This window comes from Erwinia rhapontici, assembly GCF_012271765.1.
In the GTDB taxonomy this organism is placed as follows: domain Bacteria; phylum Pseudomonadota; class Gammaproteobacteria; order Enterobacterales; family Enterobacteriaceae; genus Erwinia; species Erwinia rhapontici.
In genome coordinates, this window is record NZ_VRKO01000006.1 from 38,813 (window position 1) to 64,199 (window position 25,387).

Annotated in this window: 29 protein-coding genes; 8 read left to right on the top strand and 21 right to left on the bottom strand. The window is 53.8% G+C overall.

From position 1 onward, the window contains the following. Nucleotides 1-143: 143 nt before the first annotated feature. Together recN and nadK are read right to left on the bottom strand one after the other, a co-directional pair. Nucleotides 144-1,805: a DNA repair protein RecN gene (gene recN / locus FVB43_RS04620; RefSeq protein WP_167863447.1), complete on the bottom strand. Its 1,662-nt coding sequence runs from the start codon at nt 1,803-1,805 to the stop codon at nt 144-146. A gap of 86 nt (nt 1,806-1,891) precedes the next feature. Continuing rightward, a complete protein-coding gene (gene nadK / locus FVB43_RS04625; RefSeq protein WP_167863448.1) occupies nt 1,892-2,770 on the bottom strand; it encodes an NAD(+) kinase in 879 nt (292 codons plus the stop codon). Between the two features lie 123 nt (nt 2,771-2,893). Between nadK and grpE the strand changes: the two genes are divergently transcribed. Continuing rightward, nucleotides 2,894-3,475 (top strand): nucleotide exchange factor GrpE, encoded by a 582-nt coding sequence (gene grpE, locus FVB43_RS04630; RefSeq protein WP_159338557.1) that lies wholly within the window; start codon nt 2,894-2,896, stop codon nt 3,473-3,475. A gap of 90 nt (nt 3,476-3,565) precedes the next feature. Here grpE and FVB43_RS04635 read toward each other — a convergent pair whose 3' ends face one another. Beyond that, nucleotides 3,566-5,131 carry a methyl-accepting chemotaxis protein gene (locus FVB43_RS04635; RefSeq protein ID WP_167863449.1) on the bottom strand — a complete coding sequence of 522 codons (1,566 nt, stop codon included), beginning with the start codon at nt 5,129-5,131 and terminating at the stop codon, nt 3,566-3,568. A gap of 190 nt (nt 5,132-5,321) precedes the next feature. After that, nucleotides 5,322-6,005 (bottom strand): uracil-DNA glycosylase, encoded by a 684-nt coding sequence (gene ung / locus FVB43_RS04640; RefSeq protein ID WP_133845824.1) that lies wholly within the window; start codon nt 6,003-6,005, stop codon nt 5,322-5,324. A 290-nt stretch (nt 6,006-6,295) separates the two neighbouring features. Here ung and grcA point away from each other — a divergent pair, with 290 nt between their 5' ends. Beyond that, nucleotides 6,296-6,679 (top strand): autonomous glycyl radical cofactor GrcA, encoded by a 384-nt coding sequence (gene grcA / locus FVB43_RS04645; protein ID WP_133845825.1) that lies wholly within the window; start codon nt 6,296-6,298, stop codon nt 6,677-6,679. Between the two features lie 229 nt (nt 6,680-6,908). Here grcA and srmB read toward each other — a convergent pair whose 3' ends face one another. Further along, nucleotides 6,909-8,237 (bottom strand): ATP-dependent RNA helicase SrmB, encoded by a 1,329-nt coding sequence (gene srmB, locus FVB43_RS04650; RefSeq protein ID WP_167863450.1) that lies wholly within the window; start codon nt 8,235-8,237, stop codon nt 6,909-6,911. Nucleotides 8,238-8,369: 132 nt separating this feature from the next. Here srmB and trmN point away from each other — a divergent pair, with 132 nt between their 5' ends. Continuing rightward, complete coding sequence (gene trmN / locus FVB43_RS04655) at nt 8,370-9,107, top strand: tRNA(1)(Val) (adenine(37)-N(6))-methyltransferase TrmN (RefSeq protein ID WP_133845827.1); 738 nt, start codon at nt 8,370-8,372, stop codon at nt 9,105-9,107. Here trmN and nadB read toward each other — a convergent pair whose 3' ends face one another. Continuing rightward, nucleotides 9,108-10,709 carry an L-aspartate oxidase gene (nadB, locus tag FVB43_RS04660; RefSeq protein WP_133845828.1) on the bottom strand — a complete coding sequence of 534 codons (1,602 nt, stop codon included), beginning with the start codon at nt 10,707-10,709 and terminating at the stop codon, nt 9,108-9,110. It lies immediately after the preceding gene. 474 nt (nt 10,710-11,183) lie between these two features. Here nadB and rpoE point away from each other — a divergent pair, with 474 nt between their 5' ends. The 5 genes from rpoE (at nt 11,184) to FVB43_RS04685 (ending at nt 15,571) form a co-directional block, all read left to right on the top strand. Next, on the top strand, nt 11,184-11,759 hold the full coding sequence (rpoE, locus tag FVB43_RS04665; RefSeq protein WP_062744587.1) for an RNA polymerase sigma factor RpoE: 576 nt from the start codon (nt 11,184-11,186) through the stop codon (nt 11,757-11,759). 29 nt (nt 11,760-11,788) lie between these two features. After that, nucleotides 11,789-12,442: an anti-sigma-E factor RseA gene (gene rseA / locus FVB43_RS04670; protein ID WP_133845829.1), complete on the top strand. Its 654-nt coding sequence runs from the start codon at nt 11,789-11,791 to the stop codon at nt 12,440-12,442. Further along, nucleotides 12,439-13,395 (top strand): sigma-E factor regulatory protein RseB, encoded by a 957-nt coding sequence (rseB, locus tag FVB43_RS04675; protein WP_133845830.1) that lies wholly within the window; start codon nt 12,439-12,441, stop codon nt 13,393-13,395. The genes rseA and rseB overlap by 4 nt, the downstream gene beginning before the upstream one ends. Then, nucleotides 13,392-13,856: a SoxR-reducing system protein RseC gene (gene rseC, locus FVB43_RS04680; RefSeq protein ID WP_133845831.1), complete on the top strand. Its 465-nt coding sequence runs from the start codon at nt 13,392-13,394 to the stop codon at nt 13,854-13,856. Before rseB ends, rseC begins: the two co-directional genes overlap by 4 nt. 485 nt (nt 13,857-14,341) lie before the next feature. Then, nucleotides 14,342-15,571 (top strand): tyrosine-type recombinase/integrase, encoded by a 1,230-nt coding sequence (locus FVB43_RS04685; protein ID WP_167863451.1) that lies wholly within the window; start codon nt 14,342-14,344, stop codon nt 15,569-15,571. Here FVB43_RS04685 and xis read toward each other — a convergent pair. The 15 genes from xis to exoX form a co-directional block, all read right to left on the bottom strand. Beyond that, nucleotides 15,549-15,830, bottom strand: coding sequence for an excisionase Xis (gene xis / locus FVB43_RS04690; RefSeq protein WP_167863452.1), 282 nt, complete (start codon nt 15,828-15,830; stop codon nt 15,549-15,551). The genes FVB43_RS04685 and xis overlap by 23 nt on opposite strands. Then, nucleotides 15,827-17,794: a DNA cytosine methyltransferase gene (locus tag FVB43_RS04695; protein ID WP_167863453.1), complete on the bottom strand. Its 1,968-nt coding sequence runs from the start codon at nt 17,792-17,794 to the stop codon at nt 15,827-15,829. The genes xis and FVB43_RS04695 overlap by 4 nt, the downstream gene beginning before the upstream one ends. Then, nucleotides 17,787-18,665, bottom strand: a complete 879-nt coding sequence (locus tag FVB43_RS04700) for a phage N-6-adenine-methyltransferase (protein ID WP_167863454.1) — start codon at nt 18,663-18,665, stop codon at nt 17,787-17,789. Before FVB43_RS04700 ends, FVB43_RS04695 begins: the two co-directional genes overlap by 8 nt. Nucleotides 18,666-19,139: 474 nt before the next feature. Beyond that, nucleotides 19,140-19,637, bottom strand: a complete 498-nt coding sequence (locus FVB43_RS04705; protein WP_167863455.1) for a hypothetical protein — start codon at nt 19,635-19,637, stop codon at nt 19,140-19,142. Between the two features lie 37 nt (nt 19,638-19,674). Continuing rightward, nucleotides 19,675-20,013, bottom strand: coding sequence for a hypothetical protein (locus tag FVB43_RS04710; protein ID WP_167863456.1), 339 nt, complete (start codon nt 20,011-20,013; stop codon nt 19,675-19,677). Then, nucleotides 20,013-20,405, bottom strand: a complete 393-nt coding sequence (locus FVB43_RS04715; RefSeq protein ID WP_167863457.1) for a helix-turn-helix domain-containing protein — start codon at nt 20,403-20,405, stop codon at nt 20,013-20,015. The genes FVB43_RS04710 and FVB43_RS04715 overlap by 1 nt, the downstream gene beginning before the upstream one ends. Next, entirely contained in the window at nt 20,402-20,881 is a 480-nt protein-coding gene (locus FVB43_RS04720) for a class I SAM-dependent methyltransferase (RefSeq protein ID WP_167863458.1), read from the bottom strand. The genes FVB43_RS04715 and FVB43_RS04720 overlap by 4 nt, the downstream gene beginning before the upstream one ends. 2 nt (nt 20,882-20,883) lie before the next feature. After that, complete coding sequence (locus tag FVB43_RS04725; RefSeq protein ID WP_242462104.1) at nt 20,884-21,096, bottom strand: hypothetical protein; 213 nt, start codon at nt 21,094-21,096, stop codon at nt 20,884-20,886. A gap of 13 nt (nt 21,097-21,109) precedes the next feature. Then, a complete protein-coding gene (locus FVB43_RS04730) occupies nt 21,110-21,610 on the bottom strand; it encodes a hypothetical protein (RefSeq protein WP_167863460.1) in 501 nt (166 codons plus the stop codon). A gap of 113 nt (nt 21,611-21,723) precedes the next feature. Continuing rightward, nucleotides 21,724-22,536: a hypothetical protein gene (locus FVB43_RS04735; protein ID WP_167863461.1), complete on the bottom strand. Its 813-nt coding sequence runs from the start codon at nt 22,534-22,536 to the stop codon at nt 21,724-21,726. Beyond that, nucleotides 22,529-23,059, bottom strand: a complete 531-nt coding sequence (locus FVB43_RS04740) for an HD family hydrolase (RefSeq protein WP_167863462.1) — start codon at nt 23,057-23,059, stop codon at nt 22,529-22,531. Before FVB43_RS04740 ends, FVB43_RS04735 begins: the two co-directional genes overlap by 8 nt. After that, nucleotides 23,056-23,250, bottom strand: coding sequence for an ANR family transcriptional regulator (locus FVB43_RS04745; RefSeq protein WP_159337986.1), 195 nt, complete (start codon nt 23,248-23,250; stop codon nt 23,056-23,058). The genes FVB43_RS04740 and FVB43_RS04745 overlap by 4 nt, the downstream gene beginning before the upstream one ends. Nucleotides 23,251-23,291: 41 nt before the next feature. Then, nucleotides 23,292-24,005: a hypothetical protein gene (locus FVB43_RS04750; RefSeq protein WP_167863463.1), complete on the bottom strand. Its 714-nt coding sequence runs from the start codon at nt 24,003-24,005 to the stop codon at nt 23,292-23,294. After that, complete coding sequence (locus FVB43_RS04755) at nt 24,005-24,670, bottom strand: ATP-binding protein (protein WP_167863464.1); 666 nt, start codon at nt 24,668-24,670, stop codon at nt 24,005-24,007. Before FVB43_RS04755 ends, FVB43_RS04750 begins: the two co-directional genes overlap by 1 nt. 1 nt (nt 24,671) lies before the next feature. Next, nucleotides 24,672-25,343 carry an exodeoxyribonuclease X gene (gene exoX / locus FVB43_RS04760; RefSeq protein ID WP_167863465.1) on the bottom strand — a complete coding sequence of 224 codons (672 nt, stop codon included), beginning with the start codon at nt 25,341-25,343 and terminating at the stop codon, nt 24,672-24,674. Nucleotides 25,344-25,387: the final 44 nt, after the last annotated feature.

Below are 25,387 nucleotides of genomic sequence, written 5' to 3' on the forward strand. Positions count from 1 at the left end.
GAAACCGCAGCTCCGGGTCTTTCGGGTTTATCAGTGTGCAATGATGATACCAGCGTAACTTGCCGATGATAATAAACCTTTCCGCAGTTTAAAACCTCTGCGAAGCAACGATATGACCACAATCCGGTAAAAAAGTGCAATCTTCACGCGGCTAAAAGTTCTTTTGCGTTCGCCAGCGTGTTGCGTGTGACTTCGCTGCCACCCAGCAGGCGCGCCAGTTCTTGCAGGCGTGCACGCTTGTCCAGGGGCTTCATATGCGTCTCTGTCATCTCGCCATCGGTCTCTTTGCTGACATAGAAATGCTGATGACCACAACCAGCAACCTGCGGCAGATGCGTCACGCACATAACCTGCGTAGATTCACCCAGCTGACGCAGCATTTTTCCAACAACTGCGGCGGTTGGCCCGCTAATACCGACATCCACTTCATCGAAAATCAACGCCGGTGTGTCCATCTTACGGGCAGTAATGACCTGAATCGCTAACGCAATACGCGAAAGCTCCCCGCCGGAAGCGACCTTCGCCAGCGGCTGAACCGGTTGACCTGGGTTGGTGCTGACGCGGAAATCAATGCGGTCAGCGCCTTCGGCAGTCAGATGATCCGGGTTGAACTGGATATCAATGGTGAAGCGCCCGTGAGGCATCGACAGCATATGCATGCTTTCGGTAATCAGCCCGGTCAGTTCATCGGCAAAGTGAACACGGCGGTCATGCAACTGCCGTGCGCAGCTGAGGGCCGCATCGTAATGAAGGCTGACGGCCTGGCTCAGCTCATCCTGATCGCTTTCCTGCTGATCCAACTGCTGCTGTTCAGCCAGTAGCTGCTGGTAAAAGGTCGGCAGCTCTTCCGGCGCGATGTGGTGCTTACGTCCCAGGCCGATCTGACGTGACAGGCGCTGCTCCAGTTCGTGCAGACGGTTGGGATCGAGATCCAGACGATCGCAATAATGGCGCAGTTCATCACTGGCTTCGCTGATCTGGATAGCGGCTTCTTCCAGCATGGCAAAGACGCCACTCAGCTTGTCATCCATCTCAATCAGTTCTGCCATCAGCTGGCGTGCGTTATACAGCTGGCTTTGCAGATTGTTATCTTCGCCATCAGCCAGCATCAGCAGAGTCTGCTGGCTGGTGGAAAGCAGCTGTCCGCTGTTCGCCAGACGTTTGTACTCTTCATCAATCTGCTCATATTCACCGCTGACCGGGGCGAATTCATTCAGCTCTTTGAGCTGATATTGCAGCAGCTCACGACGGGCTTCACGCTCCTGTGACTGTTGCTGATGCTGGGCAAGGGTGCGACAGCTCTGATGCCACTGGCGATAGTGTTGCGCCATGTTTTGCATCAGCAACGGTTCGCCCGCATAGGCATCCAGCAGATTTTTTTGATGTTCAGGTTTGAGCAGGAGCTGGTGAGCATGTTGGCCGTGGATCTGAATCAGCGCCTGGCCGAGATCGCGCAGCTGTGAAAGAGGCACGGCGGTGCCGTTGATAAAGCCACGTGAACGCCCATCGCTGCTGATCACCCGGCGCAGCAGACATTCATTGCCGTCGTCGAGTTGATTGTCGGTTAACCAGCGCTGGGCTGAAGGAGTATCTTTCAGCGAGAATCGCGCACAGATGTCGGCGCGTGCCGCACCCTGGCGCACCATATCTGCATCGGCCCGGCCACCCAGGCATAAACCCAGCGCATCGATAGCGATGGATTTACCTGCACCTGTCTCACCGGTAATGGCCGTCATTCCACGCTGAAAGTCGATCTCCAGCTCACGTACAATCGCGAAATTACTGATGGTCAGTTGTGCCAGCATGATGGTATTCCTGTATGAAAACACAGATATGGTTTTTCATACAGTATATACTGGTTTTATAAACAGTAAACCCGCTGGCAGCAGTTTTAGAATAATTTTTTTGACCAACCCAGTTTTGAGCTTAGCGTGTTGAAATAATTGTAATTTTTAGGGTGTATCAGGTTGAGGTGGTAATCACTGCGACGGATTAATACATCTTCTCCCTGTTGAATGGGGAGTGCTATCTGGCTGTCACAACTGATCTCCAGATCGCTGCGCATATGAGAAAAACGCAGACGAATCGTACTGCTGCTGTTAATCACTAGCGGGCGAGCCGAGAGGGTATGGGGGAACATCGGTACCACGGCGATAGCATCCAGCGATGGCGTCAGAATGGGGCCTCCTGCTGACAATGAATAAGCCGTCGACCCGGTCGGCGTGGAGATGATCAAGCCATCCGAACGCTGTGAAAACGCGAAGTTCTCATCAATGTACACTTCGAATTCGATCATATGTGCCACTTTACCCGGGTGCAGCACCACCTCATTGATCGCCGTACCAATACGCGGGCTGCCGGACTGGCGGCAAACCTGAGCTTCCAGCAGGAAGCGGCTCTCGACGAAGTATTCTCCTTCCAGCACGTCAGCGAGTTGCTGCTGAGCGTTATCAGGATCGAGATCGGTGAGAAACCCGAGATTGCCGCGATTAATCCCGATGACCTTAATATCGTAACGTGCCAGCACCCTTGCTGCGCCCAGCATATTCCCGTCACCACCGACCACCACCGCCAGGTCGGCCTTGCGGCCAATCTCTGCCAGCGTTCCGGTCTGCACGCCTTCCAGTTTTAACTCACGCGCAATCTGCTGCTCAATAATCACCTGATAGCCTCTCGCTGTCAGCCAGCGATAGAGCATCTCGTGGGTGGTTAGTGCAGTGGGATGGCGTGGATGGCCGACGATCCCGATGCAGTTGAAGTGGTTATTCATGTTCCTGGCATTCCTCACGAGGTAAACTCCCCCGACAATGTGACTGGTTCCCTTGAAACCGCGATTCTGATCCCCATAATAAGCGAACCAGCGAGATGAATATGCACAAACGCGGAGAAATTCATGAGTAGTAAAGAACAGAACACACCTAACGAGCAAGTCTCAGACGAAATTGAGATGGAGCAGGCGCAAACCCAGGACGCGGAGACAGCAGAAGTGGTGGACCCGCGGGATGAGCGTATTGCACAACTGGAAGCCCAACTGGCGGAGTCACTGGGCGGTGTGCGTGACGCACAGCTTCGTGCTCAGGCTGAGATCGAAAACATCCGTCGCCGTAGTGAACTGGATGTGGAAAAAGCGCACAAATTTGCGCTGGAAAAATTTGCCAACGAGCTGTTGCCAGTGATTGATAGCCTGGAACGCGCGCTGGAAGTGGCGGATAAATCCAATCCTGAGTTGGCCGCTATGATTGAAGGCATCGAACTGACCATGAAATCCCTGCTGGGCGCTGTGCGCAAGTTTGGCGTGGAAGTGGTGGGGGATATCAACGTGCCGTTCAACCCGGAAGTCCATCAGGCAATGTCTATGATGGAATCTGAAGACGTTGCGCCAAATCATGTGCTGATGGTGATGCAGCGTGGCTATACCCTGAACGGTCGCCTGCTGCGCCCGGCGATGGTTGCAGTATCGAAAGCTAAAAATTAATTGCTGTAGGGGGGGACCTTTTTTTCCGGTCGCCCCTGTGTCTGCCTGTTTAAAATAGCCGCCTAGTGCGGCTATTTTTTTGCCGGTGAATTAGTGGTAAGCGGGTTCATTCACCTTAAACACGCGTATTGCCAGAGACAGTTGTTCGGCCTGTTCCTGCATTGACTGGGCTGCCGCTGCCGACTGATTCACCAGCGCCGCATTCTGCTGAGTCACCTGATCCATCTGCGTGATGGCCATGTTGATCTCATCAATGCCGCTGCTTTGCTCGGCGCTGGCGATAGTAATCTCACCGATAATTCCGGTCACGTTTTTCACGCTGCTGAGGACGTCGTCCATGGTCAGCCCGGCTTTTGCGACCTGGCGGCCACCTTCATCCACCCGTGCAACAGAATCCTGAATCAGCTGTGCAATCTCTTTGGCAGCAGATGCCGAGCGCTGTGCCAGGCTGCGAACCTCTGAAGCCACAACGGCAAAACCACGCCCTTGCTCACCTGCACGGGCGGCTTCTACCGCCGCATTCAGCGCCAGGATATTGGTCTGGAAGGCAATACCGTCAATCACACTGATAATATCGACGATTTTCTTCGATGATCCGTTGATCATTTCCATCGTACTGACCACCTGCTTCACCGCATCGCCGCTCTGTTCCGCCACCAGAGAGGCCTGAGCGGCTAACTGGTTAGCCTGGCGAGCGTTATCGGCGTTTTGTTTCACCGTGGCGGTAATCTGCTCCATCGCAGAGGCGGTTTCTTCGAGGGAGCTGGCCTGTTGCTCAGTGCGTGAGGAGAGATCCATATTACCCGCTGAAATCTCACTGGATGCCTTGGCAATCAGGTCCGTACCGGAACGGACTTCGTTAACAATTTTCAGCAGATTGTCATTCATATTTTTCAGCGCCAGCATCAACTGACCGGTTTCATCCGTCGAGTTGACATGAATGGTGGTGCGCAGATCGCCAGCGGCAACATTTTCAGCAATGCCGACGGCTTCACGCAGCGGGCGCACAATCGAACGGGTTAAGAAGAAGCCGAGCAGCATCGCCGCAGCGATAGCCAGTAGCGAGAAAATCAGCGTGATGTGAATGGCGGTGGTGCCATCACTGACGGCATTGGCTCCTTCAGCCTGCAACTGTGAGGACTGTGAATCCGCAAAACTCACCACTATATCGAGAAACGCATTCTGCGAGGTGGTGATTTTTCGCAGTACATATTCCGTGGCCGGCGCAACATCTCCTGCACGGATGAGGGTCAGCAGTTCTTGTTTATCACTCTCAAAACGCTGGGCGGCATCTTTGACGTCCTGGATTTTTTTAATCCCCATCTCAGTGCTTTGCAACTGTGCGATTTTTTCAATCGCCGCATTGGTTTTCTGCGTCGCGCCATCGAGCTGCTTAAACCGTTTGATGTTACTGTCCGGACGGGCAATATCCAGAACCATACCGCGCAAATATTTAATCTGTTCGTTGACGCCATCGCGTACATCAAATGCCAGCCGGACTTTGATATAACGATCGCTGACGATACTGTCTACCGCCTGATTAATGTTGCCAATTTTGAGTGTTGCTGTGGCACTAACGATAATCAATAACAGTATCACCAGGCCGAAGGCGGCGCCCAGACGGACACCTACTTTCATATTCTTCATGGATAACATCCGTTCTTCTCCCCTGAATGGACCAGCCAATCTTGGGCGCATGAATATGCACCCTGAAGCCGATCAGATCGGCAGGGAGAGGGAAATCTTGATAAAAAATTGTGACGAAAATCGCATTATTACGTGTGGGAATGTAAATGAACAGGATGCCCGTGCCTGACAGGGGGTTGATACCCCCTGATAATCGAGCTTACTCGGAAGGTAAGTGCGGAACCCAGTCAATGGGGGTTTCGCCGTGCTCACTGAGCCACTGATTGGTTTTCGAAAAATGGGCAGAGCCGAAGAAACCGCGATGCGCAGAGAGCGGGGAAGGGTGGGGGGCTTGTAGTACGTGATGGCGGTTACGGTCAATAATCGCGCCCTTTTTCTGCGCGTGAGAGCCCCACAGCAGAAATATCACGCCCTCACGATGCTGATTAATGGCCGCAATCACATTATCCGTAAAGGTTTCCCAGCCGAATTTAGCATGTGAATGTGCCTGGCCCGCTTCCACGGTTAGTACGGTGTTGAGCAGCATCACGCCCTGACGTGCCCAGCTTTCGAGAAAGCCGTGTTTTGGTCGCTCAAAACCAGGAATATCCGTGACCAGTTCTTTATACATATTCACCAGTGAAGGGGGTACCGCAACACCAGGCAGAACGGAGAACGCCAGCCCATGTGCCTGATTCGGACCGTGGTAGGGGTCCTGACCTAAAATCACCACTTTCACTTCGCCCAGTTCAGTGAGACGAAATGCGTTAAAAACGTCTTTTTGCGGTGGATAGACGGTCTTACCGGCTGCGCGCTCTGCCGCGACTTTTGCCAGTGTTTCCCTGAAATAAGGCTTCTCTTTTTCCTCGGCCAGCACGTCGTGCCAGGTCATGGTATTGACCATTACCGTCTCCTTCTCATCATCAAAGTGCGTAGCTTATCGCGCTTTGCCACAAGGTAATACTTAAAATAAAGTTGAAAATTTGCAAAAAAAGAAGAATTTTTTGATTTGATAAAATTGATATAAAACAGAAAGTTGCTGTTTTCAGGCTTTAAATTCCTCCTCGCAGGTTGATTTGTATCAAGGAGACACCATTCTGGTGCTGGTATACAGATCCCAGAAGATCACGGTTTTTTTCATCAACCTGGCGCTGGAAATGAGAGCAGCGCCGTATTGCCTGGGAGGCGACTCACATGATTACCGGAATTCAAATTACTCAAGCATCCAACAGTGCATTACTGAATTCATTCTGGCTGCTGGACAGTGATAAAGCGGAAGCGCGTTGCGTTTGTGCCAAAGCAGGTTATAGCGAAGATCAGATCGTGCCAGTCAGCGAGCTTGGCCAGATCGAATATCGTGAAATTCCACTGGAAATGAAACCGCAGGTGCGCGTGGAAGGCGGCCAGCATCTGAACGTGAACGTCCTGAGCCGTGAAACGCTGGAAGAAGCCGTAAAAAACCCGGAAAAATACCCACAGCTGACTATCCGTGTTTCGGGCTATGCCGTGCGTTTTAACTCATTGACGCCAGAACAGCAGCGAGATGTGATTACCCGTACCTTTACTGAAAGCCTGTAAGCCTGAACGGGGTACGATAAAAGGGCCGGGGGTGAAAAATACACCTTCGGTCCTTTTTTATTAACATCATGATTACATTGTGCAGAATCTGTTTTTAACAGGCCGGGGATCTAACGAAAATTATTCATTTGTATTAGAACGTGAGTTTTCTTGCTCTGACCCCTGTTTCTGTCAATTTCAGGCAATAAAAAACCGCCCCAATAAGGCGGTTTTTTGTCATGCAGTGTGATTATTCAGCACTGTCAGTTTTTGCTGCTGTTGGCTTACGACGTTTACCCACATTTTTGGCATCGCGATGACGCTCTTTAACGCGCGGCTTCTCTTCCTGCTTCTCTTTATCTTTTAAATGCTTGCGCTTGGCTAACACTTTCTTCGAGGGTTTGCCTTGCAGCTTTTCGCTGGGTGCGCGCGTGACCGGGCGCAGTTCATCAACGGTGCGCGCTTTCAGCGGCTCCTTGATGTAACGAATGATTCTGCCCAGCAGCATGTTGTCGTGCGCTTCAACCAGTGAAATAGCGATACCTTTTTTGCCTGCACGGCCGGTACGGCCAATGCGGTGCAGGTAGGTGTCGGCGGTCACTGGCATATCGAAGTTAAACACGTGGCTGACATCGTCGATGTCGATGCCGCGTGCAGCAATATCGGTTGCGACCAGGACGTTTACACGACCTTCAGCCACACGTTTAATCGCTTCGTTGCGCTTCGCCTGAACCAGTTCCCCTTCCAGATAGCTGGTGTTAATGCCTGCTTCACGCAGCCAGCCACACAGCTCGTGCACACGCTCACGTTTACGCACGAAGACCACTGAACGGGTCACTTCCGGCTGTTTCATCAGGTGGATCAGCAGCGCAGTTTTGTGTTTGATATCATCCGCGCGGTAGTACCACTGCTGGATTTTCTTACGCTCACGGCGCGCCGGGTCGGCTTCAATTTCAATCGGCTCGTTCAGAATGCGCTCGGCGAAATCTTTGATCGCTTCGCCTTCCAGCGTGGCGGAGAACAGCAAAGTCTGCTTACGCCAGCGGGTTTCAGCCGCAATGGTTTCGATATCCTGAGCAAAGCCCATATCCAGCATGCGGTCGGCTTCATCGAGAACCAGCGTTTCAACTGCACGGCAGTCAAAATTCTCTTCTTTAATGTATTGCAGCAGACGCCCGGTAGTCGCTACCACGATGTCCTGGTTTTCACTGAACACTTCGGCATGGTTCATAAACGCAACGCCACCCGTGATAGTGGCAATATCCAGATGCGTATGTTTGGCCATTTCACGCGCCTGGTCTGCAACCTGCATCGCCAGTTCGCGCGTTGGGGTCAGGATTAAAATGCGTGGCGGGCCAGACTTCTTACGCGGGAAGTCGAGCAGATGCTGTAATGCGGGCAGCAGGTAGGCCGCAGTCTTGCCTGTACCGGTTGGTGCCGAACCCAGAACGTCGCGACCCTCCAGTGCTGCCGGAATAGCTTCTGCCTGTATGGCAGTAGGACGCGTGTAGCCTTTCTCCTGCAGGGCTTGCAGTAGGCTCTCGTCTAGTTCGAGTTCGGAAAAAGTGGTTACAGTCATGGTCTACCTCAGTTTGGGGCGCTGATTATAGACAGATTGAACACGATCTTCATCTGTTTGTGTGGAGTTAATGACTTTTCCTTCGTCACAGTTTGTCCTATGCTAGCGCCGTTTCCCTTTCAGGTCAGTCAAATGTCACAACAGAAAGCCATTCTCCGCGCCAACGGATTCACCTTCAAACAGTTTTTTGTCGCCCACGATCGCTGTGCCATGAAAGTCGGCACCGATGGTGTGCTGCTCGGTGCATGGGCCCCTGTCGCGAATGTACAGCGAGTGCTGGATATCGGCACGGGCAGCGGCTTGATCGCGTTGATGATGGCGCAGAGAACGGCAGAGTCCGTGAACATTGATGCCGTTGAACTGGATGAAATGGCGGCCGCGCAGGCGCAGGAAAATGTGGCGGCCTCGCCCTGGTCGGGAAGAGTGCATGTGCACCAGGCCGATATTGTCGAATGGTCTCAGCGCTGCGATCAGCGTTATTCGCTTATCGTCAGTAACCCCCCTTATTTTTCACCGGGGTCGGAATGTGCATCGCCTGAGCGGGCTTCGGCGCGCTATACCACCGATCTGACGCATGATGTGCTGTTGGTGTGCGCGGAAAACTTGATCGCGGAAGAGGGCTTCTTCTGTGTGATCCTGCCGGAGTCGGCGGGAAGTAAGTTGGTTGAGTTGGCTTTACAGCGCGGCTGGCATCTGCGTTTTCGCACTGATGTTGCCGATAATGATACCCGGCCGCCCAATCGGGTGCTGCTGGCGTTATCACCCAAGCCGGGCGAGCAATTACTGGATCGCATGACGATACGCGGGCCGGACCATCAGTATTCCGATGCTCACTGCAGCCTGACCCGCGATTTCTATCTGTTCCGCTAATCAGGGCGCCAGAATCGTTGGTAACGCCTCGCCCAGGGCTTCCGGATAGTCGAGGGTGTAATGCAGGCCCCGGCTCTCTTTACGTGCCATTGCACAGCGTACCATCAGCTCAGCGACCTGCACCAGGTTACGCAGCTCCAGCAGGTTGTTGGAAATGCGAAAATGGGCGTAATACTCGTCAATTTCCTGTTGTAGCGTCGTGATGCGGCGCAGCGCGCGCTCCAGCCGTTTCGTGGTGCGTACAATCCCCATGTAGTCCCACATAAATAACCGCAGTTCATGCCAGTTGTGCTGGATGACCACGCGCTCATCGGAATCATCCACGCGGCTTTCATCCCACGCGGGCAGGCCCTCGACCCTCTCAACAGCAGGCAGGCGCTGATTGATGTCTTCTGCCGCAGACCAACCGTACACCAGGCACTCCAGCAGCGAGTTCGATGCCAGGCGGTTGGCGCCATGCAGCCCGGTATAACTGACCTCTCCAATAGCATAAAGTCCGTTAAGGTCGGTACGCCCTTGCTGGTCGACCATGACACCGCCGCAGGTGTAGTGCGCTGCCGGAACAATCGGGATCGGCTGTGTGGTGAGATCAATGCCCAGTGTCAGCAGTTTCTCGTAGATCATCGGGAAGTGCGCGCGCACGAACTCCGGCGGCTGGTGGCTGATATCCAGGTACATGCAGTCAGCGCCAAGGCGTTTCATTTCGTGGTCAATGGCGCGTGCCACAATATCGCGTGGCGCCAGTTCGCCTCGTTCATCGAAGTCGGGCATAAATCGGCTGCCATCCGGGCGTTTTAACACCGCGCCTTCTCCACGCAGTGCCTCGGTCAGCAAGAAGTTACGTGCATCCGGGTGGAACAGGCAGGTCGGATGGAACTGGTTGAATTCGAGATTAGCGACCCGACAGCCCGCGCGCCATGCCATCGCAATACCGTCCCCGGAGGCCACATCTGGGTTGGTGGTGTACTGATAGACTTTTGCTGCCCCCCCGGTGGCCAGTACCACGGCACGTGCACGGCAGGTTTCTACGGCTTCTCGTTGACGGTTCCAGATGTAAGCGCCCACCACGCGGCGCTCGCCAGGCAGGCCGATTTTATCGGAGACGATCAGGTCAACAGCATTACCGCGCTCAATCAGGGTAATGTTTGGGTGACTTAACGCTTGGCTGACCAGCGTGTTTTCCACGGCTTTCCCGGTGGCATCCGCGCTGTGCAGAATGCGACGATGGCTGTGACCGCCTTCACGCGTCAGGTGATAGCGTTCTTCGCTGTCCACCGGGGTTTCTTTATCGAACAGCATGCCGTTATCAATCAACCACTGCACACAATGGCGTGCATTACTGGCGATAAACGAGACGGCCTCGCGATCGCACAGGCCGCCCCCTGCAATCAGCGTATCTTCAACGTGCGACTCAATGCTGTCTGTTTCATCAAACACGGCGGCAATCCCGCCCTGGGCATAAAACGTTGAGCCTTCACTGACCGGACCTTTACTCAGTACGGTGACCTGATGTTTCTCTGCCAGGCGTAATGCCAGTGATAAGCCCGCCGCGCCACTACCAATAATCAACACATCACAGCTGTAATCGGAAGAAAGAGTCATGTTGTTTAATTTACTAAACAGATTGTTTGTTGAGCATAGCACTCACTTATCCAGGCAAAAAGGCTTTTTATTGGCCCCTCTCCACAGTGGGAGCTAAATCAAAAATTGAACAAGCCTCACGGCGTTGGTGACATCACGTAAATGCACCAGGCAGGCTTTACTCTGGCGAACTGTCACGTGTTGACGTGATTATAAGGTGAAAAAACTGGCTTCTTGCGTTACTCTGCGGGCGTCATCAGGCTCCTGAGCGATGATGTTCCGGGAGTGAGAGAGAGGCAGTGGCCCACAGGTCAGCGAGAATGCATAAAAACGCGTGCTGGTTTGTCGATGTCCCCTGATGGCACAACAAATATAATGGCGTAATGGAACTTTTCCGATGAATGCGACTCAGACTGGATGCTTGTTCATAATGATTGAGTTATTGCTGGAAGTGCGATTACGCGTGGAGACAAGTTTGGGGAGATCTTACCTCGGATGAGCGAGCAGCTAACGGATCAGGTCCTCGTTGAACGAGTGCAGAAGGGAGATCAGAAGTCATTTAACTTACTGGTAGTTCGCTATCAGCATAAAGTGGCCAGTCTGGTTTCCCGCTATGTGCCGTCAGGGGATGTGCCTGATGTAGTGCAAGAGTCGTTTATTAAAGCCTATCGTGCGCTGGAATCTTTTCGGGGCGACAGTGCTTTTTATACCTGGCTCTACCGGATTGCCGTCAATACGGCCAAAAATTACCTGGTTGCTCAGGGACGTCGTCCACCATCGAGCGATGTGGACGCTATCGACGCCGAGAATTTTGAAAGTGCGGGAGCGCTGAAAGAAATTTCGAACCCTGAGAACTTAATGTTGTCGGAAGAATTGAGACAGATAGTTTTTCGTACCATCGAGATGTTACCCGAAGACTTGCGTATGGCAATCACCTTACGTGAACTCGATGGCCTGAGCTACGAAGAGATAGCTGTGATCATGGATTGCCCGGTCGGTACGGTTCGTTCACGTATTTTCCGCGCCCGTGAAGCTATTGATAATAAAATTCAACCGCTTATCCAACGCTAGCGATAGCGACACAGGAAGGGTATTGAGGCATGCAGAAAGAACAACTTTCCGCTCTTATGGACGGTGAAACGCTGGACAATGAATTGATGTCTGCGTTGTCTAAAGACGTTGTGCTGCAAAAAGACTGGGAAAGCTATCATCTGATTCGCGACACACTGCGCGGCGATGTCCCACAACTGCTTGATTTTGATATTTCTGCCCGTGTGATGGCAGCGATTGAGAATGAGCCAGCAAAAAATATTACGCATCTGATTCCGGAAGAACAGCCTGTGCCGGCACAGGTCGCAGCCATGCCATTTTGGGCGAAACTGCGTCCATGGGCGGCTCAGATTACTCAGGTGGGCCTGGCTGCCTGCGTTTCACTGGCGGTGATCGTCGGTGTGCAGCAGTACAACAAACCGGCTGATGTCCAGTCCCCAGATTCTCCGGTATTCAATACGTTGCCGATGATGGGGCAAGCCTCTCCGGTCAGCCTCGGTGTGCCAGCGGACAACGCCAGTACGCAGCTTAATGCGAATCAGCAGGTGCAGGATCAACGTCGCCGCGTTAACGCGCTATTGCAGGATTACGAACTGCAACGTCGTCTGCATGCTGAGCAGTTACAGTTTGAGCAAAGCCCTGATCAACAGGCTGCTGCTCAGGTTCCAGGTACTCAGTCGTTAGGAATGCAACCGCAGCAATGAAGCCGTTTTGGTGCGCCGCCAGTTTTATCGCTGGCTGCCTGATTTACTCCTCTGTCGCCCCGGCCGCGTCAACGCCCTCCGGGGCGTTGTTACATCAGATGGAACAGGCCAGTCAGTCTCTCAGCTATGAACTCGCCTATATCAACGTATCGCGGCTGGGCATCGAGTCACTACGCTACCGTCATTCCATCATCAACAACAAAAGTTATGCGCAGTTGCTTCAGATGGATGGCCCGCGCCGCGAGATTATCCAGCGTGGCAATGAGGTCAGCTATTTTGAATCGGGCCTTGAGCCGTTCACCATGACGGGGGATCATATTGTCGATTCGCTGCCTGCGCTGGTGTATGCCGATTTCGACCGTCTGGCTGAAACCTACGATTTTGTTTCCGTTGGACGCACGCGTATTGCCGATCAGCTGTGTGAAGTGATTCGCATCGTCCCTCGTGATGGCACTCGTTACAGTTATATCGTCTGGTTGGACAGCGAAACGAAACTGCCTTTGCGGGTTGATCTCCTCGATCGTGATGGCGAGACACTCGAACAGTATCGGGTGGTCAGTTTCGCGGTGGATGACGGCGTTCGCAATATCATGCAGGGGTTGGAAAGCGCCAAGCTTCCTCCGGTGTTATCTGTCCCTACGTCAAATGCCGTGACATTTAACTGGAAAGCGGGTTGGCTGCCAGCAGGGATGAAGGAAGTGGCGAAAAGCCGCCGTCAGCTTCCCTCACTTGACCGTCCGGTTGAAACCATCCTCTTTACTGATGGCCTGTTTAGCTTCTCCATTAACGTGACGCTTGCCGATAAAACCAGTTCGCCACAGCAATTGCGCACTGGTCGTCGTACGGTCCAAACTGAAGTGCGTAATAATGCGGAGATCACGGTAGTGGGTGAACTGCCACCGGCTACCGCTAAACGTATTGCTGATAGTGTCACTTTAGGGGCCGCGCCATGATGAGAGAATGGGCAACGGTAGTGTCGTGGCAGAATGGTATTGCCACGCTGCACTCCGAAATCAAAACATCCTGTAGCAGCTGCTCGGCACGCAAAGGCTGCGGCAGTCACATGCTGGATAAGCTCGGGCCGAAGAACGCGCATGTGATGAAAATCGCCAGTGCGCAGCCGCTTACCCCCGGCCAGCGTATCGAACTGGGCATTGCTGAAACCAGCCTGCTCAGCTCGGCGTTTCTGGTTTACATGACCCCTCTGATCGGGCTTTTTGTCCTGGCCGGTGTGTTTCAGATGTTGTTTCACAGCGATCTGGCGGCTGCCTGCGGTGCGCTGCTGGGCGGCGTGGGCGGGTTTATTATTGCAAAAGGTATCTCCGGAATATTGGGCCGTTCTGCCTCTTTCCAGCCGGTGATCCTCAGCGTGGCATTGCCACCTGACGCTATTCACGTCAGTACCGATGCCTGACCCGCGAAAAGACGGTTGGCTGTATTCCCTCGCCAACCGCCTTATTTCACCTCGTCATCTTCCCTGTTTCCCGTTCGATATGGTCATGCATGCGTTTTTGCCTGACCGTGAAGATTCCACCCCTTTGATATGTAGTGTAGAATGCTGCCTTTCGGGCCAGTGTTCGCCTGTGATATCACGCTCTCCTGACTTCGCATCGCGAGAGTTCCAGAATTTGTAAGGCAGAAAAATCTCAATAATGAAGCACATAAGAAACTTTTCTATCATCGCCCACATCGATAATTAACTGCCCGACAAGCTCCGACAACCTCCGACAAAAATCCCACTCAAAGCCTTACCCCCTCTGTTCCCAAACCAAACCACCTACGACAACATGCGTCACGATCCGACCGCATAAGCCATCGTTTTACTGTCCATCAGCGTGTCCATATTCTACTATTGGCTCGTTGCAGTGTGTCCATCATGGACACGGGGAGACAAAAAACATGGCTATTTCAGATAGCTACCTTAAATCCTGCCTGAACAAAGAGCGGGAGAAGGTAGTTGAAAAAGCAGACCGTGATGGTCTGTGGGTGCGTGTGTCCGTAAAAGGCGCCGTCACCTTCTTCTATCGCTATCGGTTCCTGGGTAAACAGGACAAGATGACGATCGGCAGTTACCCGCAAATTGGCCTGAAGGATGCTCGCGAAGAAGTAGAGAAATGGGCCGCAGTTCTGGCCAAAGGCGACAACCCGAAAATCAAGCGCGACCTGGAGCGCGGGAAGATCAGCACGCAGTTCACCTTCGAGCAGTTGTTCCGTGAGTGGTTCGCGATGGTGTGCATTCAGAAAGAAAGCTCACCGCTGATCATCCGATCGTTCGAGCTACACGTTTTCCCGAAAGTAGGGAAGTACCCGGCGGCAGAACTGACTCTGCACAACTGGCTGACGCTGCTGGACCGCCTGTCGAAGGCATACAGCGAAATCACAAAGCGGGTGATCAGCAATGCAAAGCAGTGTTACAGCTGGGCAGTGAAGCGGCAGATCCTGACGGTTAACCCACTCAGTGAGCTGACCGGCCGCGACTTCGGTATCAAAAAAGGTATCGGGAAAAGGGTGCTGGATCGGAAGGAAATTGCGATGGTCTGGATGGCGATCGACGACTCGAGGCTAATGGAGAGGAACAAGCTACTACTGAAGCTGCTGTTGTTCTTTGCCTGCCGACTATCTGAGCTGCGCCTGTCGAAGGAGAGTGATTTTGATTTCGTTGAGGGGGTATGGACTGTGCCACCAGAGAATCACAAAACCGGGCGCCAGACCGGGCAGCCGCTTCTGCGGCCGATAATCCCGGAAATAGTGCCGTTGCTCCAGCGCGCAATGGATATCGCGCCAGGTGAGTTTGTGTTTTCTGGTCGGAAAGAGGGGCCAATGCCTGAGGGTAATCACCTGAGCATAACAGCCAACCTTCGGCAGTTTATGCTCAAAGCGTACCAGGAGAATGTTCCGCATTTCACTGTGCATGATTTGAGACGTACAGCGCGCACCAACTTCTCTGAGCTGGCAGATCCGATAGTTGCAGAGAAAATGCTGGGGCATGCGCTGCCTGGCGTGCTGGGCGTGTACGACAAATATCAGTACATGGATGAAATGCGGGTGGCGTACGGGAAGTGGTGGGCGAGGTTGATGGGTATCATTGAGCCTGACGTGCTGGAGTTCACGCCGCGCAGTGCCGGGTGATGCGCCCGAACTGATCCCGCTGGAACTTGCCGTGGATGTGCTGCAACGCCTTTCTTTTGGGTTGCTGCACTTCCGCCTGCTGCCACGCCAGCACTTTGGCGCGCAGCCACTTATTGGCGCGACCGATGCAGTAATCATCCGGATCCGGGAATGGGTTGGCGCTGATATCCCGTTTCCGGTACCGCTCAAGCGTTCGTGCCGATACGCACAAGTGCTCACAGACCTCTTTAGTGTCCATCCAGCTCTGGTTATCTTTCATGCTACTTTCTCCTCTGTAATGCACATTTCTGGCAGGTTTGCGCGCACCAGCGCCTCGGCGAACGGCGGCGGCACGGCGTTGCCGCAGCGGGCAACCTGTTTATCTTTTGCGTATTTGTTGCTGCGGTAGTCCTGATCAATCACGTACCAGGCGGGGAAGCCCTGGGCGGCGTACAGTTCCTTCGGCTGCAACATGCGCATGCCGATATCAACGATGCGGTATGTCACCCCCTGGATCTGGACGAACTCGCTCAGGTCATGCTGACGCAGGAACTCACTGACCAGCGCGGCGCGATCTTCGTCATAGTCATGTACCGCCAGGCTGGTCTGGACTTCGCCGAAGTGCTGGCCGCCAGCTGTGACCGTTTGCAGCGGTGTGTCGATGGGCTGCCCGGTGTTTGTGCCGCGCATTTTGATGATGCTCGACGTCACCAGCGCGTGGTGATCCGTGGTTGTGACGGTGTGCATTGGCCCATCCAGCGGCGCACCTGGTCCGGTGTAGTTCCCGCCGAAGTGCTTAGCCAGGAATGCACTGGTTACTGCAAATTTATTGCCACCGGCGGTGACGGTTCCGGTGGGCTTATGCAGGTCCAGCACTCGCGGAGCCTGTCCTACTCGTTCGCCATATCCCATCTGTATTAGCGTCGGGCATACCAGCTGGCTTTTGCCACCACCGCCGGCAGTAACCGTCCCCGCTGGCTGGTCTACTGCATGGCCCACGCTGGCGCCGAACTGACGGGCGATCACTGGTGCAATCACGCAGGAGTGATTCGTGTTAACAACGGTATTCATCGGCTGATCAACGCTGCGCGGCTTTGCTGAGTATTTCGGGCCGCCAGCGCCAACGGTGAACGGAGTTATTGCTGCTTCAACCATTCCCAGCGCATGACCATTGCCGCCCGGTCGCACGGAGGTGCCAGCGGTAACGGTCGGCATCGGGTCAGTCACTTCCTGCCCGGTTGCGCCGGTACGGAATTTAGTGAGGTGTGGGATTACGACTGCATAACCTGTCTTTTTCGTGATGGTCTGTAGCGGCGCATCCAGACCCTGGCCCCGGAAAGTGTCATAACTGGTTTTGCTGCTGGTGTGGTTGCACTTCACGATGAAAGGCGTCGGGTTGTCGATCACGAAGCGCTGGATGCCGCGGGCAATGCGCTTAAGCGTATTTTCAGCCAGCGGCTTTTTACGGGAGAAAATCGACGGGCAGGGCAATGACCAGTCAATGCACTCTGCGGCGGTACGCCACGGCTTGAGCTGGCCGCTTTGCACCTGCAGTGATTTTGGATCACCGTGCGACTGTTCCGGCCAGGCCACCGGCCGCCCGTCGCAGCGCATCACCATAAAGAATCTTTTGCGGATCGTCGGCGCGCCGTAATCGCAGGCGCGTAACTCCTGGTATTCGACTGCATAGCCGAGGCCGTCAGTCAGCCGCTGTGCCGCCGGGCTGTGCCGGTCAATCACCAGGAACTCGCAGACTTCATCCAGCGCTGGGTGATCTGCTGGTACGCCAGCACCCAGCATGCCCACGAACGCGGCGAACGTTTCACCAGCGCGGGCCTGGTCCGGGCGTTCTTCATCTGCCAGCAGCGGACCCCAGGTTTTAAACTCCTCAACGTTCTCAAGCATCATGACGCGGGGGCGGGTGGCCAGCGCCCAGCGCAGGACAATCCAGGCCAGCCCCCTGATCTCCTTCTTCACCGGGGTGCTGCCTTTCGCTTTCGAGAAGTGGCGGCAGTCCGGGGAGAACCAGGCTAAACCTACCGGCGCGCCACTGGTGGCTGCTACCGGGTCAATATCAAACACCGACTCGCAATAGTGCAGCGTGTCCGGGTGATTCGTTGTGTGCATGGCGATCGCGTTCGGGTCGTGGTTGATAGCAATATCGACGCTGCGCCCGGTTGCCATTTCAATGCCAGTGCTGGCCCCGCCGCCGCCGGCGAAGTTATCTACGATGATTTCACGCATTCGGGAATTCCTTAAAAGTTGATGCCAGTGACTGAGCCATAACGATGATCGTGCCGGATGGCGCGCGGTCCAGCAGCAGATGGTTGATGTGCTGCATCACTTTGCGGTTTTTTTCTGATGGCAGCTCGGCGAGGTGTTCTATTCCCCTGGCAATGCGGTGTACTTCTTCTGGCCAGACATCGTTTTCGGTTTCCGGCAGCGACCGGGCGGTGGGTGCTGGTGGAATCATTCTGGCCGCCGCCAGCTCAATCTGCCGCATGAACGCTGCGCCGCGCGCTTCCAGCTCATCGCGGCTCACGTAGTCAAACTTCGGCCCGCGCCACGTTTTATCGAACACTGCGATCGCCGCACCGAACCCAGCTGATGATTCTGATGGCTGCCCCTCTTCCGGGCGATACCACACTGGCAGGTCAAAGCTGATGCGCCCGCGAATGAAAGCGACGTGATCCGCTTCTTCCGGCCACCAGACTTCTCCTGTTGCCGCTTTAATCAGAAAAACATAGCGGCCACCGGCTTCACGCATGGCAAGCGTGTGAGCCATGATGTGGCGCATGCCAGTGATGTACTGGCCTTCGTGCTGGCTGGCGCGGGAATAGGGTGGGTTGGCGTATCCGGCGCCGTTCAGTTCTGCCAGGCGTGCACTCCAGTCCTGCGTAAGCGCATTATCTTCAGCGCTGTAGAACGCTTCACACTTCGCGTTATCTCGATCAGCAAAAAGGTCCAGGACGAAAGGGCCATATTTTGAGTTGATACCCCACCACAGCCGATCCGGCGACCGCCACTGGTCACCGACTTCTTTCAGCTTGTGCGTGGGTGCTGCGCGAAGGGCTTCGAGAGCCGCGCAGTATGGGTTGATAGTGTGATCGGTCATTGTATTGCTGCTCCGGATCAGCTGATTTTGATTTGGTAGTAAGTGCAGAAATCCAGCACGTAGGGGCATTCAGAGGGGCTTTCGGTTTCATTTACAACGTCACAACCGCCAGCGTGGAGGCAGTTACAGTTCAGGCAACTGAGGCGATTTTCAAAGCAGTTCTTAGCCATGTGATAGCCGTTGCATCGGCCACCAGTGAACCGGTGCGGGAACTCATATGCGGAACATCGGCAGGTAACCTGCCGGCCGTCCCAATAGGCTTTCCCTCCGGCAGTTGAGTTTGCATATACTCACCTCGTCAGAGATATAGCTCCAAAGTTAACGCTGCGATAAGCAGCAGGATCAGCACAGCAGCCGGGCGGGCGCCGTCATAGAAAAGATGGTGGCGCCGCAGGTGCGCCCGGATTTTGATTTTCATAGGATGGGGGGGGGGCGTAAAAAAACCGCCAGGGTGGCGGTTGTTATTTTAATTTATCATTCTTCAATCTGAAAAAATGATCTACTCTCACTCCATTTTCTTTTCAATAAAACTAGAGACATAACATTTCCGTTCAACTCCTTTTTCATTCCTTCAGGCTCTTCACTGTAATAAATTTCCCAAACTATCTTTTCTGAAAGATGGTTCAAATAGAGCTTTTTTAAATCCTTTACCTCAACCTCCATTAAGCTATTAATTTCATTGAGGATGTCGTTCTTTGCTGAAAACATTGAATTTGCTATTGAACTTATATGATTGAAATTCCACTTTTCGGGCCATAGTTCACCAATAGCATCATTTGCTCTTCTGGCATTATTTTTCAGAGATTCTTCAATGTTTCGTTTTCTCTCAGAAGCGATTATTTCTTTTTGGTATCTTAATGCTTTATCAGATGTCTTTTTGCTTTTAAAAGCTGCTATTGCAGCTGATATTGATGCTATTGCTGATGTGAAAGCTACGCTGAAGTTTGCCCAATCACCTGAGTGCCAACTCATATTTTAATCCTTTGCCCTGCGTGACATGTCACGATAGTTATACCACCAGTTTCGTTTCATGCCACCCGAGATTAACCCAGCAAGCTTCCTCAGTTTTGCAGCAGCAATCCTGCACCGGCAGACGGTCGCCGCACTTCCCGCAACATCGCTTTGCCAGTTTCTGCTGGGTAGTCAACAATTCAGCATGAAACTTACGGATCATCAGCGCGACCAGTTCGGCGCGGTCGTAAGGTTCGCGACCTGGCCGCCGGGCGATGCAGTCGTGGTCCAGCATCGCCAGTTCCTGAGCATCGAGAACCAGCTCGAGCTTATGCTCACCGGATGCTGCTTGCCGCGCCCGCTGAGCGGCTTTTCGTTCTGCTGCTGACTTTCCCATCAGGCGCACGCTCGCAAAGCGGTGTAGTGACCAGCGCTAAAGAAATCCATGATTGAAACGCCCAGAGCCTCCGCATATTTCTCGCATGTCGAAATACTGGGTTTATCGTGAGCCATTACGCCATGAATTGAGCGAACGGGGATCCCCATACGCTTGGCAACCTCATTCAACGGTATGTTGTGAGTAAGCGACAGGTTTTGAACTGCTAGGGTGAACGAGAACTTTCCCGGTTCTGCCGATGGCGGTTGCTTCTGCTTCAGGCTGGTCAACGCAATCTGGTGCAGGGCTAACGTTGTTTCCATAAAGTCAGCCGATGGAGCGTTGCGCGCAATGGCGATTTTAAGCTGCGACATGCGCAGCTCACATTCAGCAATCAGTAAGGGTGTATTCATGCTGCCTGCTCCTTCATGAAAGCAATCCAGTGAGTGTTGGCACGCTTGCCGGATGGATGACCAAATGCAGGCTTCTCTGGCGTCAGCGCCAGTATTTCCCGCGTCGTGATCTGTGTTTCATTCCACTTAAAAATGAGGGTGCCGCCCGGTCGGAGAACACGGAATGCTTCACTGAAGCCAGCGGCAAGGTCATCGCGCCACGTTGCTTTGTTCAGAACGCCGTATTTGGCACGGAGCCAGCTGGTTTCGCCTGCATATTCGAGGTGCGGAGGATCGAACACTACCAGGTTGAATGAGTCATGCTCGAACGGCAGGGCGCGGAAGTCAGCGACCATATCAGGTGCGATACTCAGTGACCGGCCATCACAAAGCGTGTGCTGTTCGCTTCGGATATCGCAGAACATGACGCGTGGATCGGTGCGGTCGAACCAGAACATTCGGGATCCGCAGCACATATCAAGGATGGTTTTCTGCATGGCTATGGCGTCCAATAAGTCAGTTCTTCGGCAACATGCCAGCACGCATCGCCCTGGTCTTCGAAAGGAGGCTCACCGCTTTTCTGTCGCTCTTCGATAGTGACTTCGGCATTACGGCGGCAGAAATCTTTCCACTGCTTGCGGCCTTTTTTCCATCCGGTATTCCAGCCCAGCGCTTTCGTTTCGATGCGCCAGGCGCGATTAGCTAATTGCATTTGAGTAGCCATTTCAGACCTTCCCAGCGCGAATGGCGGCAGCAAACTTCTGTGCGTCTTGAACCACCATCCGGGAACGGGTAACGCTGCCATCGTTCACGCCGTGCTTTTCCCACTGATCGGCCCATCCTTTTTCAGCGGCGGCAAACAAATCCACGCCCTGCGCCCGAATCTCGCGGGTAATGGAGTCTGGCGTGCGTTTTTCAAAAGCTTTCCGTTCCACCTCCAGCGCCGCTATGTAAAGTGTTTGAGCTTCTACTTTTTCCAGCAGACGCAACCTTTCATTCAGCAAGGTGTCGCCATCAGCAGCCATCGCCCGCACATGCTCAATTAGCACGGCGTCATCAGCGCACACCTGGTCAAATTTAGCCTTAGCGGCCAGCACTACGGCGTCAGCATTCTTTAGTGTTTCGGTCGATAGCTTTGCATCGCTTTCCAGCGCTACCACTATCTGTTTAAGGCGCTCATTCTCTGCCAGCAGTTGGTTGGCGAATTCCAAAGTATTTGTGGACATTGGTTCTCCTTCGAAGCGTTGATCGCCAGCCCCGAAAGAGACGCGCCCGGGCATTGCCGGGCCCTTAAGCGTCAGGGAGTTGGCGGGGGGGGTATGAATAAGGCTGGAACTATTTAGTCGTAACCCGGATAGCTGTAGTCGTCCGGATCGCAATCAATGCAGATTTTAGATTGACCGTAGTAGAGGGCGAAGATCATCTTCTCCCATTTGGTGTAAAGCGTGCCGGTGGTGACAATATGCTGCACGAACTTATCGTCGATTTTCGCGCTGTAGACTTCGTACACCTGATTGCCGTCAATTTCTTCCCCATCAATGGCGCGCATATCGAGGCAGTTCGCTAACTGGTACTGGCTTCGTTCCCGGCTGTACCGTGATCCACCTTCCTTTTCTTTGTCGAAGTAAAAATGCTGATATTCTGTTGAAAGCGCACTGTCGCTTTGAATCAGTCTGAAATCAGGAAACTCCCAGTTGTTCTCCCGAGATTCTTCAGCGTGATTATCGATAAAGGCTTCCAGCAGGTCTCCCAGCATGATCACTGGAGGCAACAGGTCTTCCTTCATAGCTTCTTTCAAAGCGGCATCGGCTTTAGTGATCATGTCGTTGGCAACACCGCTACTTGCGAACGTATCGCGCAGGCGCTGCTGGATCATTGCGTTGTAACGACCAAGGTCGATGACGCTTTCAATGCTGCCAGGTAAAGCTGTTTTGAGTGCTTGCTGAGCACCTTTGGAAAAGTCGCTGTAGCGGCCTAAAACATCGTCCATAACCCCGGACATACAGGCTGCAATCTTCGCATCGATGATTTCCAGCATTTTGGGGCTGGTAGAAAAAGCTGTGATACGTGATGCCAGCACCTGTGCGAGGGTCGATTCTTCCAGCAGTTTAACTGGTTGTTTTGTCGATTCAGGAGTAGTGATTTCAGACATTTTTATATCCTTTTAACTGGTTATACCGGTTCAGAAACAGCACGCGCGCCTGGCGGGGGAGTAGCGGCGACACGATGAAGTCAGCGCAGGGGATGCCTTCGAGAACAGGCCAGGGCGTGCCGTCATCCATATCAAAGTCGCGGCGCTCAGTGGCTAGCATAATCAAATCGGCGTATTTGACCGGGCTGGACATGCCCGGAGGCAAGCCAAACTTCTCGCGGATAAATTGATCCACCTGATGCTCAACTGTGCGGTAGTCCGGCAGCAACGCTTTTAGCGGTGAACTGATGTCGTTGCAGTAAGCCTCCGACGCATCGTGCAGCAGCGCCTCCAGGGCGTACTCAGGCGGCACAAGGTAACTGACGTGCACCGAGTGCTGGGCCACGCTGTAAAAGTCCGGCAGGTGGCCAGTGAAGCGGCAGATATTCGACAGCGCGGCGGCGATATCTTCGATGTTGATGCTGGACGGGTCGGTATCGGTAAAGCTGAAGCGATGTCCGGAAAGGGTGTTAATCCACGTCATACCGTTGGTTCCTGTGCTGCGTTACGGCGGGCGGTACCGGCGCAGAACTCCGCGCGCTGCTCTGCCCAAAGGATGTTATGGCCGGTGGCGCTGCGTGCAGCCTGCTGCCATTGGTGAGCGGCTTCGCTGAAATCGCCTTTCTTCTCGCTGTCAGCGGCCTGCTGAGCGAGGTTTTTATAGGTCAGTCGCATAAATGCTCCAGAAAGCCCCCGTAGGGGCTGCAAGCTGGGGATCAGAAGGGAATGTCGTTGTCGAAGGGAGGCGGTGTTTGCTGCTGCTGTCCAACATTTCGTGATCCAGCATTGCGCTGCAGGTTTGACTGCTGATGCTGGTTCTGCTGCTGATTACCGAGCATAGAGCGCTGCTGGTTGCCGAGCTGGCCGCTCATTGCCGGGCCACCACCGCCACCCTGTGAGCGCTCGTCTTTATCAGTCAGCGATGCGACCAGTTTATCGACCACCTCTGCTGGCAGGTTATCGACCGCCTCTTTATAGGTTTTACGGGTGTTCGCACCAAACGCCTGGCGAATTTCGAAGCGGTAGCCGTCCCCGCCATCATTTTTGGTGTAAAGCACCTTTTGCAGCACGAAGCCGATCGGCTTGCCTTCCAGTTCTTTGCAGTGGTACTCAATCTCCCCCTGTTCGTTCTGCACCTCCGTAGCGTGCAGCGCTTTGACTTTGGTCAGTCCCATGATGGCGTTAATCATGGCTGTGCCGCCGCGCAGTGGGTTTCCGTCACGGCCAATGTAAGAAACGCGCAGATAGTTGATGGTCCCAACATCCGCATCGAGAGCAAACTCCATCGATTGTGACTGAGAGCTTGCATCACGCGCGCTGGTGAAAATTGCTGATCTGATGATGCCTGGATAAGCACCACCCTCAGAAGCGCCAGCAGGGCCAGCTGCTTTGGCTGCATCAGGGTCGAAAGTGAAAATAGGTTGCTGCATTATGCGGTTACTCCGTTGTTGAGTTCGTAGTAGTCCCGGATCGCCGCGTCGACGGCGTTCAGGTCGTTATCTATCTGGAAGTTGTCGAACAGCCCTATCGGCGATTTAACCGGGTCGGTGCCGTCGGATTGAGTGGTGAAGTGGTACCGGCCATCAGTTACCGATGTGCGCAGGGCAATGGTGAACATGCCCTCTACCGTTATTTTTTCGTCCAGCATCTTGCCGATGGTTTTCATCTTGATGCGGCCAGCGGCGGTTTCTTCCGTGTGCGCCAGGAAGTAAACGATCAGGTCGTCTTCCGCCTGCTGCGCCGCCTTCACAACGTCCCAGGCACCACCACCGATTTCGGTGAACTTCTCGAATGATTTTTCGCTGCGGCGCCGCATGAATGAGTTGCCCATCACATACTGGAAGTCGTCTATCACGACGAATTTACGTCCGGCCCTGCGGGCGTGGGTGATAATCATCACGATGTCGGAAGCCAGATCCGTGTGGAATACGTTTCCCGTTTTGGCAACGAAATCGCGATTTACCCAGCCTTTCGATTTGAAAGGCAACCGCTTGTTTTCGGGGTTGATCAGGAAGCCTTCTTCAGGATTGAGGTGCATCATGCTGGCCGACTTACCAGACCCTGAGTCACCCAGGATAAGTACTGGGATACCCATATCAGCCTCCTGCTTGCAGGTAATGCCGCATGGTGAATTCCTGATCTTCGTCCAGCTCCATGTTCGCCAGGCACCATTTGAGATAGCCCCGGTCAGTGGCTCCAATCTCCTCGAACGACTTACCCTTGTGCTTGCCGAACCGCATGGCGTGAAGCAGGGAAGGCCGTGCCGTAATCTCACGCATCTGAGCGATGGTGAAACGGGCGTGCTGGTTAATAGAAATGAGGATTGCTGCGGTCACGTAGCAGTCATACAGCGCACGGTGAGCATGCAGGCCTTCCGGCACGTTCGCATTCACCTGCAGGTGATAGCGCAGGTACTGGTTGCCGTGGCTCTCCAGTTCTGGCCAGAGTTTGCGCGCCAGCTTCATTGTGCAAATCCACGGTGCGGTGATTTGTGGCAGCTTGCTGCGGTCAAATTTCGCGTTGTGGGCTACGTACACGTCAGCCCCCAGGTAGCGGTCGATAACGGCGTCAATCGGTGGTGCATCGGCAACGTCCGCTTCGGTGATGTGATGAATTGCCATGGAGCCAATGCTGATAGGTTCAGGCGGCTTAACGAAGTCGCTCATTGGGTTGCAGATCACACCGTCGACGATATCGACGCTGGCAATTTCACAGATGCCACCTTCCAGGCTGGTCGTTTCGGTATCAATCACACGTAAGACTGGCATGCTGCTCTCCGGTTAGTTGATCGGCAGCAGCATCGCGCTGTGCC